The organism is Singulisphaera photorubra (assembly GCF_045290345.1).
Taxonomy (GTDB): Bacteria; Planctomycetota; Planctomycetia; order Isosphaerales; family Isosphaeraceae; genus Singulisphaera.
In genome coordinates this window covers 352,600-366,751 of record NZ_CP155447.1, presented here as the reverse complement: position 1 = coordinate 366,751, position 14,152 = coordinate 352,600, and the positions used below count along the sequence as shown (strand labels likewise).

The following is a 14,152-nucleotide window of genomic DNA, read 5'->3' as shown; positions in this document are numbered from 1 at the left end:
GCCTCCGCGCCGGGGGCGGATTGAAACGACACGCGCATGGAACTGCCACCGCTCTCGGCCGCCGGTCTCCCCCGGCCTCCGCGCCGGGGGCGGATTGAAACCGGGCATTACCGATTCGGTCAAGCTCGGACATCAGTCTCCCCCGGCCTCCGCGCCGGGGGCGGATTGAAACTTTCCAAGCCCAGGTTTACCCGAACCTAGAGCAACGTCTCCCCCGGCCTCCGCGCCGGGGGCGGATTGAAACTTGCTGACGCTCTCGATCGGGGCGGGCTTGGCACGTCTCCCCCGGCCTCCGCGCCGGGGGCGGATTGAAACCTTGGCGATCGTGACTCGGCTCTGAGCAGGCTCGAGTCTCCCCCGGCCTCCGCGCCGGGGGCGGATTGAAACTGGTGATGGATCTGGGCTACTTCCCTGTTTTTTGGGTCTCCCCCGGCCTCCGCGCCGGGGGCGGATTGAAACTGCTTCGGTCCCCCCAGCCACAGCGACGACCGCAAGTCTCCCCCGGCCTCCGCGCCGGGGGCGGATTGAAACAGCAAGGCTTTGGCGTACGATTCGCTGACGCTGGCCCGTCTCCCCCGGCCTCCGCGCCGGGGGCGGATTGAAACAGGGCGTCACCGAGCAAGAGGTATTCAGGGCGCGTCTCCCCCGGCCTCCGCGCCGGGGGCGGATTGAAACTTGAGCCGGTCCAGTTCAGCCTCGACCGCCGCGACGTCTCCCCCGGCCTCCGCGCCGGGGGCGGATTGAAACGAAAACCTGACCTGCGGCGAGTGCGGGCGATGGCGTCTCCCCCGGCCTCCGCGCCGGGGGCGGATTGAAACAGGTCATCCAGGAAAACGTGATCAAGGGCGGGCTGTCTCCCCCGGCCTCCGCGCCGGGGGCGGATTGAAACTGCCCGACGTCGCTCATGACTTGCCGTCGCTCGGTCTCCCCCGGCCTCCGCGCCGGGGGCGGATTGAAACAACTCAAGCAAGACGGCTTTGACACAGTCGGTCATGTCTCCCCCGGCCTCCGCGCCGGGGGCGGATTGAAACACACCACTTTCCCCTGGGTCAACGCGCGGTTCGAGTCTCCCCCGGCCTCCGCGCCGGGGGCGGATTGAAACGTCGCTGGTATGCGAACATTGGTGAGCCCGACGAGGTCTCCCCCGGCCTCCGCGCCGGGGGCGGATTGAAACGTCGCTGGTATGCGAACATTGGTGAGCCCGACGAGGTCTCCCCCGGCCTCCGCGCCGGGGGCGGATTGAAACTTGAATCGAATAGTCGCCGTCATGCAGTGTTCCGCGGTCTCCCCCGGCCTCCGCGCCGGGGGCGGATTGAAACAAATTGCAAAACTCCGAAGGTGAAACTCAACGTCGAGTCTCCCCCGGCCTCCGCGCCGGGGGCGGATTGAAACCAGCGCCTGGCCGCCCGCGTGGGAATCGGCCAAGGCCGTCTCCCCCGGCCTCCGCGCCGGGGGCGGATTGAAACACTATCGCCGGCCTGCGTGACGACCTCGCCACCCTCGTCTCCCCCGGCCTCCGCGCCGGGGGCGGATTGAAACGGGCGATCGCAAGGCTTTCGGCAGCACAGCAGGCCTGTCTCCCCCGGCCTCCGCGCCGGGGGCGGATTGAAACACCACTCCCCCGCCGACGGAGGTCAGTCGATGTCGGTCTCCCCCGGCCTCCGCGCCGGGGGCGGATTGAAACAACTGCCGAAGCCAGAGCCGGTCGGCAAGCCACTCTTCGTCTCCCCCGGCCTCCGCGCCGGGGGCGGATTGAAACAAGCATCTTCGGTCCAAGCCGACTCAGGTTATCGACGTCTCCCCCGGCCTCCGCGCCGGGGGCGGATTGAAACAGAGTATTAATGGTTCGCTCTCGCAGCGTGTGCGGTCTCCCCCGGCCTCCGCGCCGGGGGCGGATTGAAACACTAAACCGACCGTAGCCCAGCACTCGGGAGCCCCGTCTCCCCCGGCCTCCGCGCCGGGGGCGGATTGAAACCTCAGCTGTTCGACTTCGGCGAGGAGGGTGGTGAGTCTCCCCCGGCCTCCGCGCCGGGGGCGGATTGAAACTGGCGAGATTGGTTGCGAGGGCAACTCGATCGCTTTGTCTCCCCCGGCCTCCGCGCCGGGGGCGGATTGAAACCCGTCCAATTGGCTGATCCCGAGTCATTCGATGCGTCTCCCCCGGCCTCCGCGCCGGGGGCGGATTGAAACACCGCCAAAGCCCTGAAGCTGTTCAAGGTAGTGTGTCTCCCCCGGCCTCCGCGCCGGGGGCGGATTGAAACTCCCCGAGACAATTGCGCCCTGGTCGTCCGCGAAGGCCGTCTCCCCCGGCCTCCGCGCCGGGGGCGGATTGAAACGAACTCCTTGGTATAGCTCTCCCGGTCCTCTTCGGTCTCCCCCGGCCTCCGCGCCGGGGGCGGATTGAAACAGCCGCCGGTGATCCTTCGGATCGAGCCCAAGCCGCGTCTCCCCCGGCCTCCGCGCCGGGGGCGGATTGAAACCTTCGCGTCGATCGTGATGAAGTCGCCCATGTCCGCGTCTCCCCCGGCCTCCGCGCCGGGGGCGGATTGAAACCGACTCGCGCCCGGACGGATGGCTAAGACGGCCGGGTCTCCCCCGGCCTCCGCGCCGGGAGCGGATTAAAACGCGCGAATCGAGTTGCGAGCCGCGATTGTTCCGTGTCTCCCCCGGCCTCCGCGCCGGGGGCGGATTGAAACACGAGTCCGGGCGCGAGCGATCGCGAGGCGGAAGAGTCTCCCCCGGCCTCCGCGCCGGGGGCGGATTGAAACTCCGCGAGCTATGGAGCCACCGAGCAAGCCATGCTTGTCTCCCCCGGCCTCCGAGCCGGGGGCGGATTGAAACATGGGCGTTCTGACTCGCGCTTCGATCCTTCAGGGTCTCCCCCGGCCTCCGAGCCGGGGGCGGATTGAAACTTCTTGGTGAAGAGGAAGAATGTTCCGAGGTTCTGTCTCCCCCGGCCTCCGAGCCGGGGGCGGATTGAAACTGGATTATCTCCGGCAAGTCGTGGACGCGGCGGGTCTCCCCCGGCCTCCGCGCCGGGGGCGGATTGAAACATATCCGAGGGCTCCGGCCCACGAGATTTTGTGAGGTCTCCCCGGCCTCCGCGCCGGGGCGGATTGAAACAGTAGTGTAGGATCGTGCCATCGAGGTAGCCGAGGTCTCCCCGGCCTCCGCGCCGGGGCGGATTGAAACTGCATCTTCATCGCGCCGTCGATGCGCGCGCAAGTCTCCCCGGCCTCCGCGCGGGGCGGATTGAAACGTCAGCAAGCGTGACCCCACCCCCTGCATACGGTCTCCCCGGCCTCCGCGCCGGGGGCGGATTGAAACTGCATCTTCATCGCGCCGTCGATGCGCCGCGCAAGTCTCCCCCGGCCTCCGCGCCGGGGGCGGATTGAAACGTCAGCAAGCGTGACCCCAACCCCCCCCGCATACGGTCTCCCCGGCCTCCGCGCCGGGGCGGATTGAAACAAGCTCAAGTCGGCCAAAATCACGGGGCACGGGTCTCCCCCGGCCTCCGCGCCGGGGGCGGATTGAAACTGAATCGCCGCACCCGCGCCCGCGTTGAGCACAAGTCTCCCCCGGCCTCCGCGCCGGGGGCGGATTGAAACATTCGCGAGATGCCAACCGTCCTGGAACGGATCGTCTCCCCCGGCCTCCGCGCCGGGGGCGGATTGAAACCGGCCCAGCGAGACCACGCTCGCCGAGGCATGGAGTCTCCCCCGGCCTCCGCGCCGGGGGCGGATTGAAACTAGTGTCGGAAAGATAAGTGCGTCGTTGTCGTCGAGAGTCTCCCCCGGCCTCCGCGCCGGGGGCGGATTGAAACACTAAGGCATCGGCCTTCACGCTTGCCTCTGAGCGTCTCCCCCGGCCTCCGCGCCGGGGGCGGATTGAAACAGCAGAGCAGCCAGGGCGAAGGTCTTACCCAGCGTGTCTCCCCCGGCCTCCGCGCCGGGGGCGGATTAAAACGGATCGACTGATGAAGCACTCTAGTTGTTATGACGAGTTTCCCCCGTCCTTCGGGCCGGGGGCGGATTGAAACCGAGCGTTTGGAATGGGTGGCTTCCCTCAGGCTGGACTTTCCCGGCCTCCGGGCCGGGGTGGATTGAAACCATTCCTCGAGGACGTCACCGGGCCAACCGTCTGGGGCTCCGTCCGGCCTTCGAGTCGGGGGCGGACTGTCGTTTTGCGGATTGTCGCCAATTCACTGGGAGTCGGAGGGTATCCGTCGGACGACAGGATAATTTGAGATATGCATGTTACTGATAAGCATCTGATAAGTGTGATAGGCGACACTTTGGAATGGGCGCACGGAAGTTGGGGCGATTGGTGCGTTGGTATTCGTGTATCAAGAAATCATCGACAGGCCCGATGCCGATCGAAGTCGCATGGGGCCATCCTTCATCCCGAGAGGTGGTTCAATGCCCGTAGGAAGCGACTGGCTTTAGGGAATGGCTTGGATAAAGAGGCGTGCCTCTGAGGGCGTTTTTGCAAGGCTGGGTCGGATTTGTAGGGGGAAGCCGTGCCCAGGTTGTCAGGGCATTGGTTAGCCGCTGAGGCGCGGGGTGTCCACGTTCTGGTGGCGGCCGAAGAGGAATGCGTCCAGGGAGAGGCGGCCGGGGCCGATCAGGAGCAGGGCCACGGCGATGGAGAGGTAGCCCAGGGCGGGCTCGAGGGAGGGGCCGCCGGGGGGAAGCGCGACGAACGGATGGCCTTGAGGGAGGTGGACCATCACGGTGGCGGTCGCCATGGTGCAGAGGATCAGGAACGAGGCGAGCGGAGTCAGGAGGCCGAGGACCCAGCAGAGGCCGCCGCCGAACTCGGTCACGGCGGCCAGGGCTTGCAAGGGGCCAGGGACCGCGGCGCCTGGGCCCATCCAACTGGTGGCGTGCTGGATCTTGGGCCAGCCGTGCAACATCATGGCGGAACCGGCCACAAGTCGGAGGACAAAAAGTCCCACCGCGGCCGGACCGTCCAGGAATGCAGGAAAGAGCCAGCGCATTTTGACGTCTCCGTCTGTTCGATCACAATCGTGCCGGCGGATCCCCACGACGGTCCGTGTCGCCGTGGGGATCGATCGGATTGAGACGACATCAAAAGTCAGGCCGAGTGAACGGATCGAGCGGTTGCCGGCCTGTCGGATCTCGAAAACAGACCCTTCGCGTTCCAGGGCTCAGGGAGAACGAACGAAGGAGAACGCCGACGCCGCTTTAGAGCTGCCGCATGAAGGCGACCAAGGCCTGCTTTTCCTCCGTGGAAAGCTTGGTTTCCAGGATCAGGTTGAAGCACTCGACCGTGTCTTCGAGCGTGAGCAGTCGACCGTCATGGAAGTAGGGCGGAGACTCCTTGATGCCTCGAAGGGGGAACGTCTTGATTGGTCCCTGCGAGGTGGCGACCAGACCGTTGATGGTTTGCGTCTTGTAGAACCGATCGACCTTCAGGTCATGCATGAGGTTGTCGGTGTAGTACGGCGCAGGGTGGCAGGTGGCGCACATGGCCTTGCCGAAGAAGACGGTTTGGCCCTTCATTTCCAGGGAGTCGGGCCCGAACTTCTTGGGGTTGAGCTTGCCGTCGATCCCCAGGCCGGGGGCCGGTGGGAAGTCGAGCAGCGATTGCACTTCGGACATGAAGTGAACCTGGCTCCCCCGCTCCAGCGGGTTGATCCCCTTGGCCGCCGCCGATACCTGGTCGCCGTCGAAGTAGGCGGCCCGCTGCTCGAACTCGGTGAAGTCTTCGATTGACTTCAGGGCCCGCTGCGAGCCGAAGAGCCGCTGAATGTTGACGCCACGCAGGCTCGGCGTGTCGATCCGGCGGCGGTGCGACTGCGGCCGGATATCGCCCACCAGGTGGGTGGCCGCCGACGTGTGGCCGTTGACGTGGCAATCGAAGCAGGACACGCCCAGCATCCCGATCGGATTCTCGGTCTTGCGGTCACGCGTGGCGTTGAACTGTTGCTGGGGGAATTGCGTGACCAGCAAGCGCAGACCTTCCAGGTCCTTGGCGTTCAGGATGCCTTGAAAGATTTCCTGAAAGTTGTCCACCGTGATGAGTTTGCCCTGAGAGACGTCGCCCAGGTCGGTCCGGGTGGTCAGGAAGAGGGGCGGCGGAAACTCGGGGAGAAAGTGCTCGGGAAGGTCGAAATCGAGGTCGAATCGCTCCAGGCGAGACAGTTGCTTGATCTCCATCTGGGGAAAGAGCATGCCTCCAACGTCGTGCTTCGGGTGGGGCAGAGGCAGGTAGCCCTGGGGAAAGAGGCCTTTGTCGCGGATCTCCTCGGGAGCCATCGCGGCCAGCTTGTCCCAGGTCATCCCCTCCGCCAGCTTGGCCGTCGGGCCGACCTGGATCGGCTTGCCGCGGGTCATGCTCACCTTGCCGTCCGGCCGTGAGGTGAGGTTGTAGCGCGTCTCCAGGAGGGCTTTCTGGCGAGCGATGACCGCCGGCTTGTCGGCCTTGTCCTTGGTGACCACGGCCTGGAACGTTTCCTTGCCGATGAGGACGGGCGCGACCTGGTCGTAGCTCGTCTTGATCGAAGGTTCATCCGCCCGGACCGTGGCCAAGCCCGGCGGAAAGTGCGAAGCCAGGGCCAGCAAGACGAGGGAGGTTGGGGCGAACCGCCACGGCCGCCTGGGGTGAATTCGGGCACGCTTCGAGGGACTTAACACACGTCGGGCGACGTTGGGAGTCACCTCGCCCTGGGCTGATGGCACCGATTTTTGTGTCATGGAAGCCTTCCGTTTTTGGGTGGAACGAAGCGTTTGTGGGTAGCCGGACCTGATTTCACTGTCGGGGGCAATGCTCTGCCTGCAAGTGTGCTCCAACGAACCAGTGCCACCGGTCGGCGCCGCGCGAAACGATCGGTGAGCTGGCGGCGGTCAAACCGGACTCGCGAACCCAGTGCGCAACCAGCCGGTGGCCAGCGCGATCGCGCCGCGGGCGGCGCCCGAGTTCGCCAGGGCATTGAGCATCACGAAGTCATGAATGGTCCCCTGGAAGCGTGCCGCCGTGACTCGCACTCCGGCCGCTCGTAGTTTGTTGGCGTACGCCTCTCCCTCGTCGCGCAGGACGTCGGCCTCGCCGTTGATGATCAGTGCCGGGGGGAGCCCCTGGAGCTGTTCCAGGGTGGCGCGGAGGGGAGACGCCGTGATCTCCTGCCGCTGTTTCGGGTCGGTCGTATATTGGTCCCAGAACCAGATCATCGCCTCCCGGCTCAAGAAATAGCCGGTGGCGAACTGCTTGTAAGACTCGGTATCGAAGGAGGCGTCGGTCACCGGGTAGAAGAGGAGCTGCTGGCTAATGGCCGGACCGCCGCGTGCCTTGGCCATCAGGGTGAGGGCCGCGGTCATGTTCCCCCCCACGCTGTCACCCGCGACCGCCAGCCGCTTCGAGTCCAGGCCGTACTGGGTGGCGTTGGCCGCGACCCACTGGAGCGCGGCGTAGCATTCCTCGATCGCCGTCGGATACCTGGCCTCGGGCGAAAGGCTGTAGTTCACGAACACGACGGCGGCCTCGGCGCCCACCACGAGTTCCCGAACGAGTCGGTCGTGCGTGTGCGCATTGCCGAACACCCAACCGGCCCCGTGGGTGTAGAGGACGATAGGGAGCAGTCCCGAGACGTCCGGTGGGCGAACGATTCGGAGCGAAACCTGCCCGCTGGGGCCGCCCGAGATCGTGAGTTCCTCGACATCGACGGGGAGTTTGGCCACCGGACCCGCTTGCACTTCATCCACGGCCTCGCGGCCCTTCTCAGGGCCGAGGTCGAAGAGAAATGGCGGGTTTGCCGTCGCCTTGGCAAATTCCTCGGCTTCGGGCTCGAGTTGAATTTTCGAGGTCATCGTTGATTCCCATGGTGTTGTAGTGAGCCACCTGCATAACGCATGCCGTCAGTCAGAACATTCTCGTTCTCTGGCCAATCACGCGTGAGCTCACACTTCGGTTCGGTCGCGACGCTCATTCACAACGGAATAAGCGACTCATCGAGCGGTTTTCGTTCGGGTGATGGTGGCCGAACGATTTGGATCCTTCGGGGCCGCGCTCGAGACCTCGCACCCGGGACAGAGAACGGATCCAACCCGTCGCGACCAGTCTCGGGAGTTCCTCACCCGTCCTCGACGATTCCGCGATGCGGGAATCGCGGGTTCTTGGGTGATCACGGTAGCACGATCAAGGGTGGTCGGATGCTTGGTTCGAGTTCAAAAGATCTTTCATCAGGATCTTAATCGCGAACCAAGTGGAAATTTATCGAAATCATCGTGAAATGTGGAAAAAGGAAATGTTGGGAACTTAGGAATGCATTCAGATTATATGCCCTGAAGGAAACAGGCCGGGCCGGCTGTGCGACTGCAAATCAACCGGTGGCGGAAACCGCAAGAATCATCGGATCTTTAGCTCTGTTTCGGGTTGTTGATTGAAAATAGTGTAGATGCTTGTGATTCGAGGATTTGGCGGATGGCATCGTGGGGGTGCGACGTTGGCGGGCCGTTCGCGAAGTTCATGACTTTCGCTTCGGCTCGACAGACGCGGGGCCAATCGCTCGCGAATGAGCATGCCTGACTCTGACGCGATCGGGTGATTGGCCTTTGTTATGGGGATGTTTTGCTGGAAACAATGGTAGGACTTCGGACGCTGGTGACGGAGGAACGGCGGGCCGCCGACCAGGGACGAGCGGTGTCGTCGATGGGGGTGGCCCGCCGTTGGCGGTCCTGGGGGGAGGGACCGAGGGGGGGAGTTTCACTGGACTCGGGTTGCGTTCGGCCCTGTTTCGATGGGGTTCCGGAGACTGCGAGGCGGATCGGGTTCGGGTGCTGAGGAAAAGTCAGGCCGCGCGGGGAAGCGAAGCACGAACCGGGTTCCACGGCCCGGAAGGCTCTCGACTTCGATCGTACCGCCGAATGCAATGCTGATCCGTTTGACCATCGACAGTCCGAGGCCGACGCCGGTCCGGCCCATCTGGCGCGCCTGGGGTGAGCGATAGAACGGATCGAAGACTTTCGTCAGTTCGTCCGCGGCGAGGCCGACTCCCCGATCCTCCACCGAGAGGAGGATCGAGTTCGCGTCGCGCCAGGTCCGGATGAGGATCGGGGAGCCGGGATCGCTGTACTTCAGGGCGTTGTCCAGCAGGTTTTCGAGTAACTGGGCGAGCAGCGACGGGTGCGCCAGGATCGGGAGCGGATCGTTGGGGCCTTCCTCGCGAATGTCGGAGGCACGCGGGTGATCCATCCAGCGGGACATCTGGGCCGGGACCCAGGCCGCGAGGTCGACCACCTCGGTCTTCGGCGATTCCGCGTCGGCCTCCGTCCTCGCCAGGAAGAGCAACGACTCGACGATCTGGCTGAGTCGCAAGGTTTCCTGGTGGACCTGGTCGAGGGTCTGTTCGTATTCCGCCGCGGGCCGGGTCCGGCGCCTGATGACTTCGACCAGGCTGAGCAGGCCCGCCAGTGGGGTCCGCAGTTGGTGCGAGGCGTCGCCTGTGAATCGCTTTTGACGCTCGTACGTTTCGTGGAGGCGAGCCAGCAATTCATTGAAGGCGACGCGGAGATCCTCCAACTCGTCACGGGTGCCGGGGGACGGTAGGAATTCGCCGTGCCCGCCCGCGGTCATCTCGCGAGCGGCCGAGGCCATGGCGCCCAGGGGGGCCAGTGCGTGTCGGCAGAGTTTGCGCCCGAGCAATGCGGCCACTCCCCAGAGGCCCGCGGAGAGGCCGGCCAAGGTCAGGCCGAGGCGGTTCAGGCTGGCCTCGACCGAGCCGGGCGAGAGCCCGGCCGTGATCACCAGGACCGGGTACTCGACGTCGTCCTCGGGCCCATCGTCCTCGGGGTGGCCCCGGCCTTCTTGCAGGAGGTCCTGAAGCAAGAGGCGACGCGCGGCCAGTCGCCATCCTGGGGTCGCGTCGTAGACCGTCCCGTCCGTCGGTTCCGTCGGCCAGGCCTTCGGCTTCCAACCCAAGGGAAAGCGACCGGTGTCGTGCGTGAGGTTTGCCGAGTGGTCGATCGTCTGCCCGCGTTCGTCCTGGACCGACCAGTGCACCTGGTCCACGCCCGGTTCCAGGCCGAGGGTGAGGCGACGCTCGGTCGGCTCCCACTCCAGGCCGTCCGGCTCAACGTCCACGGCGGCCTCCAAAGCCCCCAACGCAGCTTCCAGCCGGTCGTCGAGCTGGCGATGCAAGTGGTGGTCGGCCAGGGCGTAAAGGAAGATCGAGAACCCGAGCAAGGTGATTCCCAGGGCGGCGAGGAAAAAGGCGGAGACCCGCGTGGCCAGGCTCATACTGGCCCTCCTTCCGGCCCGCCAGGCGTGGCACCGAAGACGTAGCCGCGGCCTCTGAGCGTATGGATGAGCCGCTCGCCTTGCGCTTCGAGCTTCCGCCTCAACTCGAAGACGTGGACTTCAAGCGTGTTCGACAGCCCGTCATAGCGCTCGTCCCAGACGTGCTCGTAGATCCGGGTTCGGGAGAGAACTTCGCCGGGATGGCGGAGGAAGAAGGTCAGGAGCGCGTATTCCTTGGCCGTGAGATCGAGGGGATGGCCGGCCCGCTCGACGCGCTGGGTGGCCAGGTCGATCGACACGTCGGCGGCATTCAGGACGGTGCCGGATCGTCCCTCCGCACGGCGAAGCATGGCGCGGAGTCTGGCCAGGAGTTCGTCGAATGAGAAGGGTTTGCATAAATAATCATCGGCGCCTCCATCGAGTCCCATGATTCGGTCGGAGACGGAGTCACGGGCGGTCAGGAATAGGACCGGCGTGTCGCGGTCGCGCTGGCGGAAGCGACGGAGGATCGTCAGGCCATCCTGTCCCGGCAGCCACCAATCGAGGATCACGAGATCCCACTCGCTGTGCTGCAACATCGACCAGGCGACGTCGCCATTCGAGACTCGCTCGGCGACGTATCCTTCCTCGCGCAGACCTCTCACCACGGAGGTTGCGATCAGTTCGTCGTCTTCAACCATCAAGATGCGGATGCCCATGAATCGGTCCCGCCGATCGACTGGAGAAGGAGCCACGATCTCTACATTGTAGACGGTGCCGAGTGTCAGACGCTCACATCCATCGCTCGAAATCAGCATGCGCCGCCACTTCCGACTCGGATGTCGTCAGGCTGAGCCTGGCCAACTCGTCGTCGTCCGCTTGATCGGGCGCTCGGCGATCGAGACTCAGGCTGAACCAGGTCAGGACCTCCTCGCTCGCGTCGTACGGAGACAGCTCCACCGCGTCCGCCGGTGACTCGTCCGTCAGGTCGTCCTCAACACTGGAGCAAGCGCCTAGCTGGGTCAAGGCGTATTTCATGAAGGTCAGGAGCACCATGGGAAAGCCTCTCAGGTCTTGTGAAGTGATAAACGAGTGAGTTGACGCCGGGGCATGATCAGAAGGCCGTCGTTACCGGTGACCTTGGAGGGGGTGAACCTTCGGGCTTGGGGGGCTTCCCTTGCTGAGGCTGAGTCGTTCCTGAGAGTCAGGAGCCGCGTCAGCGATCAGAGCGGCAAGCCACTTGAGTGTGAGATGGATCACCAGCCCGGCAAACAGTCCGAGGCAGATGCCCTGGCAGACGGGGATGAGCAAGACCTGGTATGCGGACGAGTCCATGAGATTTCCTCCCGGGTTGTGACGTGACCTGGCGGCAACAACCCGTCATCACGTCGGCGATCCGAGAGGTAGTCTAGAGGGCGAGGCTAAGCTGACCGTTAATCGGAGATTAAGTCTTCTAAATGTTGCTGTAAGTCTCAGGTGGGTCTGGGTTTCTGGGGTGGGAAATTGATTCGGAACGCTCCGGTTTTCGCGAAAAATAACAACGATCCGCGACTGGGCGAGAATCTCGCGGGATTTCCGGCCCGGTCGAATCCGTAGCACGGCCGGCCCGGCCATATCCCCCACGGCTCAGGGCCATTCCCTAGACTCGCGCCGACCCCGAGGGAATTACGGCCGGGCCGGCCGTGCTACTGCAAACGAAGGGAATTACGGCCGGGCCGGCCGTGCTGCTGCAAACCCACCCGTTGCGGAAACCGCAACAATCATCGGTTCTTTCGCTCTTTCGCGGAGCGTTGGAAAATTAGGAAGGGCCAAGCTTCGGGCAGAGGAGGATGGGCGAATCCCCCCCCCATTGAGTCCCGGCCTGTTCTCGCGGGCTCGCTTTTTTTTTGGGGGGGGGGTAGCGGGAGATGAGTTCTTGGGTCGAGAAGCGGATCAGGCGGTTTGAGCGCCCGGCTTACCGGCCTCGACAATGAAGGATGCTCGTTCCACGGCCGGAGCGCCGGGGCGGGTGATGTCTTCGAATTCGACGAGGTCGGTTCGCCAGAGACCGGGAGTCACGGTGCAGCGAACGTAGCCGCGTTGGGCGTCGAAGAACCGAACGCCCGGGTTCTCGGCCTTCAACGCCTCCAGGCCCTTGGGGGTGCTGGTCCCGTTGCCGCCGCTCGAGATCGAACTGCCGACGAACTCGGTGGCGATCACCGGGGTCTCATGGTTTCGGTCGTCCACGCGGAGGTCGTTGACCCAGTTGGAATGGATGTCTCCGGTAAGCACGATCGGGTTGGGGACTCTGCGCTCGGCGAGGAATTTGACCAGCCGGATCCGCTCCGCGGCATAGCCGGACCATTGGTCCATCGAGTAGAGCGAGTTGGCCTCTCGCTTGCGATTGACCAGAGCCATCATCACTTGCTGGGCCATCACATTCCAGGTTGCGGAGGACGTGAGCAGAGACGCTTGCAACCAGCCCGCCTGCCGCTGCCCGAGCATCGTGCGCTTCGGGTCGAGGGCCTCGTCGTTCAGGTCGGACGACTTGTCGCCGTTTGCCTGGTCGGAGCGGAACTGGCGGGTATCCAGCATGAGCAACTCGGCCAGTCGCCCGAAGGAAGCCTTTCGGTAGAGCCGCATTCGAGGGCCGCGAGGAATCGATGGTCGGCGCAACGGCATCGTCTCGTAGTAGGCCTGGTAGGCGTTCGCCCGCCGGGCCAGCAGGGCGAGGCTGTCGACCCCTTTGATCGCCGAGAATTCCCCTGCGTAGTTGTTGTCGACCTCATGGTCGTCCCAGGTCACCATCCAGGGGCAACGCGCGTGGGCCGCCTGGAGCAGCGGGTCGGACTTGTACTGGGCGTAGCGAATCCGATAGTCGTCGAGCGACTCGATTTCCTTGCCGAGATGCAGGCGGACCCGCCCCGGCTTCCCCTCGTCTTCGTAGATATAATCGCCCAGGTGCAGGATCAGGTCGAGTTCGTCCTTGACCATGTGCTCGTAGGCGGTATAGAGGCCCGTTTCGTAGTGCTGGCAGGAGGCGAAGGCGAACCGGAGCCGATCGGGCTGGGCCGAGGGGGCGGGCATGGTCCGGGTGCGTGCTGGGGGGCTCTCCGCGTCGCCGGCCCGGAACCGATACCAGTACCACCGGTCTGGTTTCAGGCCGCCCGCCTCGACGTGAACCGAGTGCCCGAGTTGCGGGGTCGCCAGCGCGGTTCCGCGGCGGACCACCTTCGTCATGGCCTCATCGTCGGCGATCTCCCACTGCACCTCGATCGCCTCGGCGGGGAGCCCACCTCCCGGAATGAGCGGTTCGGGGGCCAGTCGTGTCCAGAGGACAACCCCCGTACTCGTCGGGTCACCCGACGCGACGCCAAGGCTGAACGGGTTGGCGGCGAACTTGACTTTTTGCATGACGGCCGCCTGCGACCGTTCCGCAAGCCAGGGCAAGGCCGCGAGGGTACTGCTATAGGCGAGGAAGGTTCGCCGGCTGAGGCCCCCCTCGCGGCGGGCGAACTCATGGAGCGCGGTCAGGTCCAGGTCTGACATGAAAGACGATCCTTGGCAACGAGTGACAGAGTGGAATCCACGCAGGATTCCCGGTCGGTTCGAGGCGAACTTCGATCGGGATGAGGCGGGTGGTCTTGGCAGTGAATTCGTCTTCTACCAAGTTGAGGCAAGCCACCGGTTCGAGTCAAGGAGTGCGGCGGCTGGTGGCCCCAGATCCGATCGGATTTCTCGCAAACTTCATCCCCCCCTCACGGCCGTCCGCGACCGAGCGAAAGCACCGAGGATTCTTGCGGTTTCCGCACCGGGTTGGTTTGCTTTCGCACGGCCGGCTTGGCCGTAAATCCTTCGGTTTTCAGTAGCACGGCCGGCCCGGCCGTAATTCCCTCGGGCTCGGCGCGAGCCCTAAGGAATGGCCCTGAGCCGAGGG

General features: G+C 64.8%; 8 protein-coding genes and 2 CRISPR repeat arrays (1 of these 10 cut by a window edge). All 8 genes read right to left on the bottom strand.

What is annotated here, in order from left to right; translation table 11 throughout:
* A CRISPR array of direct repeats spans nt 1-3,053; the repeat unit is 37 nt; unit sequence GTCTCCCCCGGCCTCCGCGCCGGGGGCGGATTGAAAC (it extends 4,242 nt beyond the left edge of the window).
* 446 nt (nt 3,054-3,499) lie between these two features.
* Nucleotides 3,500-4,039: a CRISPR direct-repeat array (repeat unit 37 nt; unit sequence GTCTCCCCCGGCCTCCGCGCCGGGGGCGGATTGAAAC).
* Between the two features lie 504 nt (nt 4,040-4,543).
* Nucleotides 4,544-4,999 carry a DoxX family protein gene (locus tag V5E97_RS01335; RefSeq protein WP_406697474.1) on the bottom strand — a complete coding sequence of 152 codons (456 nt, stop codon included), beginning with the start codon at nt 4,997-4,999 and terminating at the stop codon, nt 4,544-4,546.
* Nucleotides 5,000-5,207: 208 nt separating this feature from the next.
* Nucleotides 5,208-6,719 (bottom strand): cytochrome B6, encoded by a 1,512-nt coding sequence (locus V5E97_RS01330; protein ID WP_406697473.1) that lies wholly within the window; start codon nt 6,717-6,719, stop codon nt 5,208-5,210.
* Between the two features lie 150 nt (nt 6,720-6,869).
* Entirely contained in the window at nt 6,870-7,829 is a 960-nt protein-coding gene (locus tag V5E97_RS01325; protein ID WP_406697472.1) for an alpha/beta hydrolase, read from the bottom strand.
* 895 nt (nt 7,830-8,724) lie between these two features.
* Nucleotides 8,725-10,257 carry a sensor histidine kinase gene (locus V5E97_RS01320; RefSeq protein WP_406697470.1) on the bottom strand — a complete coding sequence of 511 codons (1,533 nt, stop codon included), beginning with the start codon at nt 10,255-10,257 and terminating at the stop codon, nt 8,725-8,727.
* Nucleotides 10,254-10,955 (bottom strand): response regulator transcription factor, encoded by a 702-nt coding sequence (locus V5E97_RS01315; RefSeq protein ID WP_406701114.1) that lies wholly within the window; start codon nt 10,953-10,955, stop codon nt 10,254-10,256. The genes V5E97_RS01320 and V5E97_RS01315 overlap by 4 nt, the downstream gene beginning before the upstream one ends.
* 73 nt (nt 10,956-11,028) lie before the next feature.
* The gene (locus V5E97_RS01310) at nt 11,029-11,292 is read right to left on the bottom strand and encodes a hypothetical protein (protein ID WP_406697469.1); all 264 of its coding nucleotides are present in this window, start codon (nt 11,290-11,292) and stop codon (nt 11,029-11,031) included.
* Between the two features lie 72 nt (nt 11,293-11,364).
* Nucleotides 11,365-11,571 carry a hypothetical protein gene (locus V5E97_RS01305; protein WP_406697468.1) on the bottom strand — a complete coding sequence of 69 codons (207 nt, stop codon included), beginning with the start codon at nt 11,569-11,571 and terminating at the stop codon, nt 11,365-11,367.
* A 597-nt stretch (nt 11,572-12,168) separates the two neighbouring features.
* Nucleotides 12,169-13,764, bottom strand: a complete 1,596-nt coding sequence (locus tag V5E97_RS01300; protein WP_406697467.1) for an alkaline phosphatase D family protein — start codon at nt 13,762-13,764, stop codon at nt 12,169-12,171.
* Nucleotides 13,765-14,152: the final 388 nt, after the last annotated feature.

Excerpts from the sequence above, each read along its gene's own strand:
- V5E97_RS01335 (WP_406697474.1), bottom strand. The coding sequence starts at position 4,999 with ATGCGCTGGCTCTTTCCTGCATTCCTGGACGGTCCGGCCGCGGTGGGA.
- V5E97_RS01330 (WP_406697473.1), bottom strand. The coding sequence starts at position 6,719 with ATGACACAAAAATCGGTGCCATCAGCCCAGGGCGAGGTGACTCCCAAC.
- V5E97_RS01325 (WP_406697472.1), bottom strand. The coding sequence starts at position 7,829 with ATGACCTCGAAAATTCAACTCGAGCCCGAAGCCGAGGAATTTGCCAAG.
- V5E97_RS01320 (WP_406697470.1), bottom strand. The coding sequence starts at position 10,257 with ATGAGCCTGGCCACGCGGGTCTCCGCCTTTTTCCTCGCCGCCCTGGGA.
- V5E97_RS01315 (WP_406701114.1), bottom strand. The coding sequence starts at position 10,955 with ATGGGCATCCGCATCTTGATGGTTGAAGACGACGAACTGATCGCAACC.
- V5E97_RS01310 (WP_406697469.1), bottom strand. The coding sequence starts at position 11,292 with ATGGTGCTCCTGACCTTCATGAAATACGCCTTGACCCAGCTAGGCGCT.
- V5E97_RS01305 (WP_406697468.1), bottom strand. The coding sequence starts at position 11,571 with ATGGACTCGTCCGCATACCAGGTCTTGCTCATCCCCGTCTGCCAGGGC.
- V5E97_RS01300 (WP_406697467.1), bottom strand. The coding sequence starts at position 13,764 with ATGTCAGACCTGGACCTGACCGCGCTCCATGAGTTCGCCCGCCGCGAG.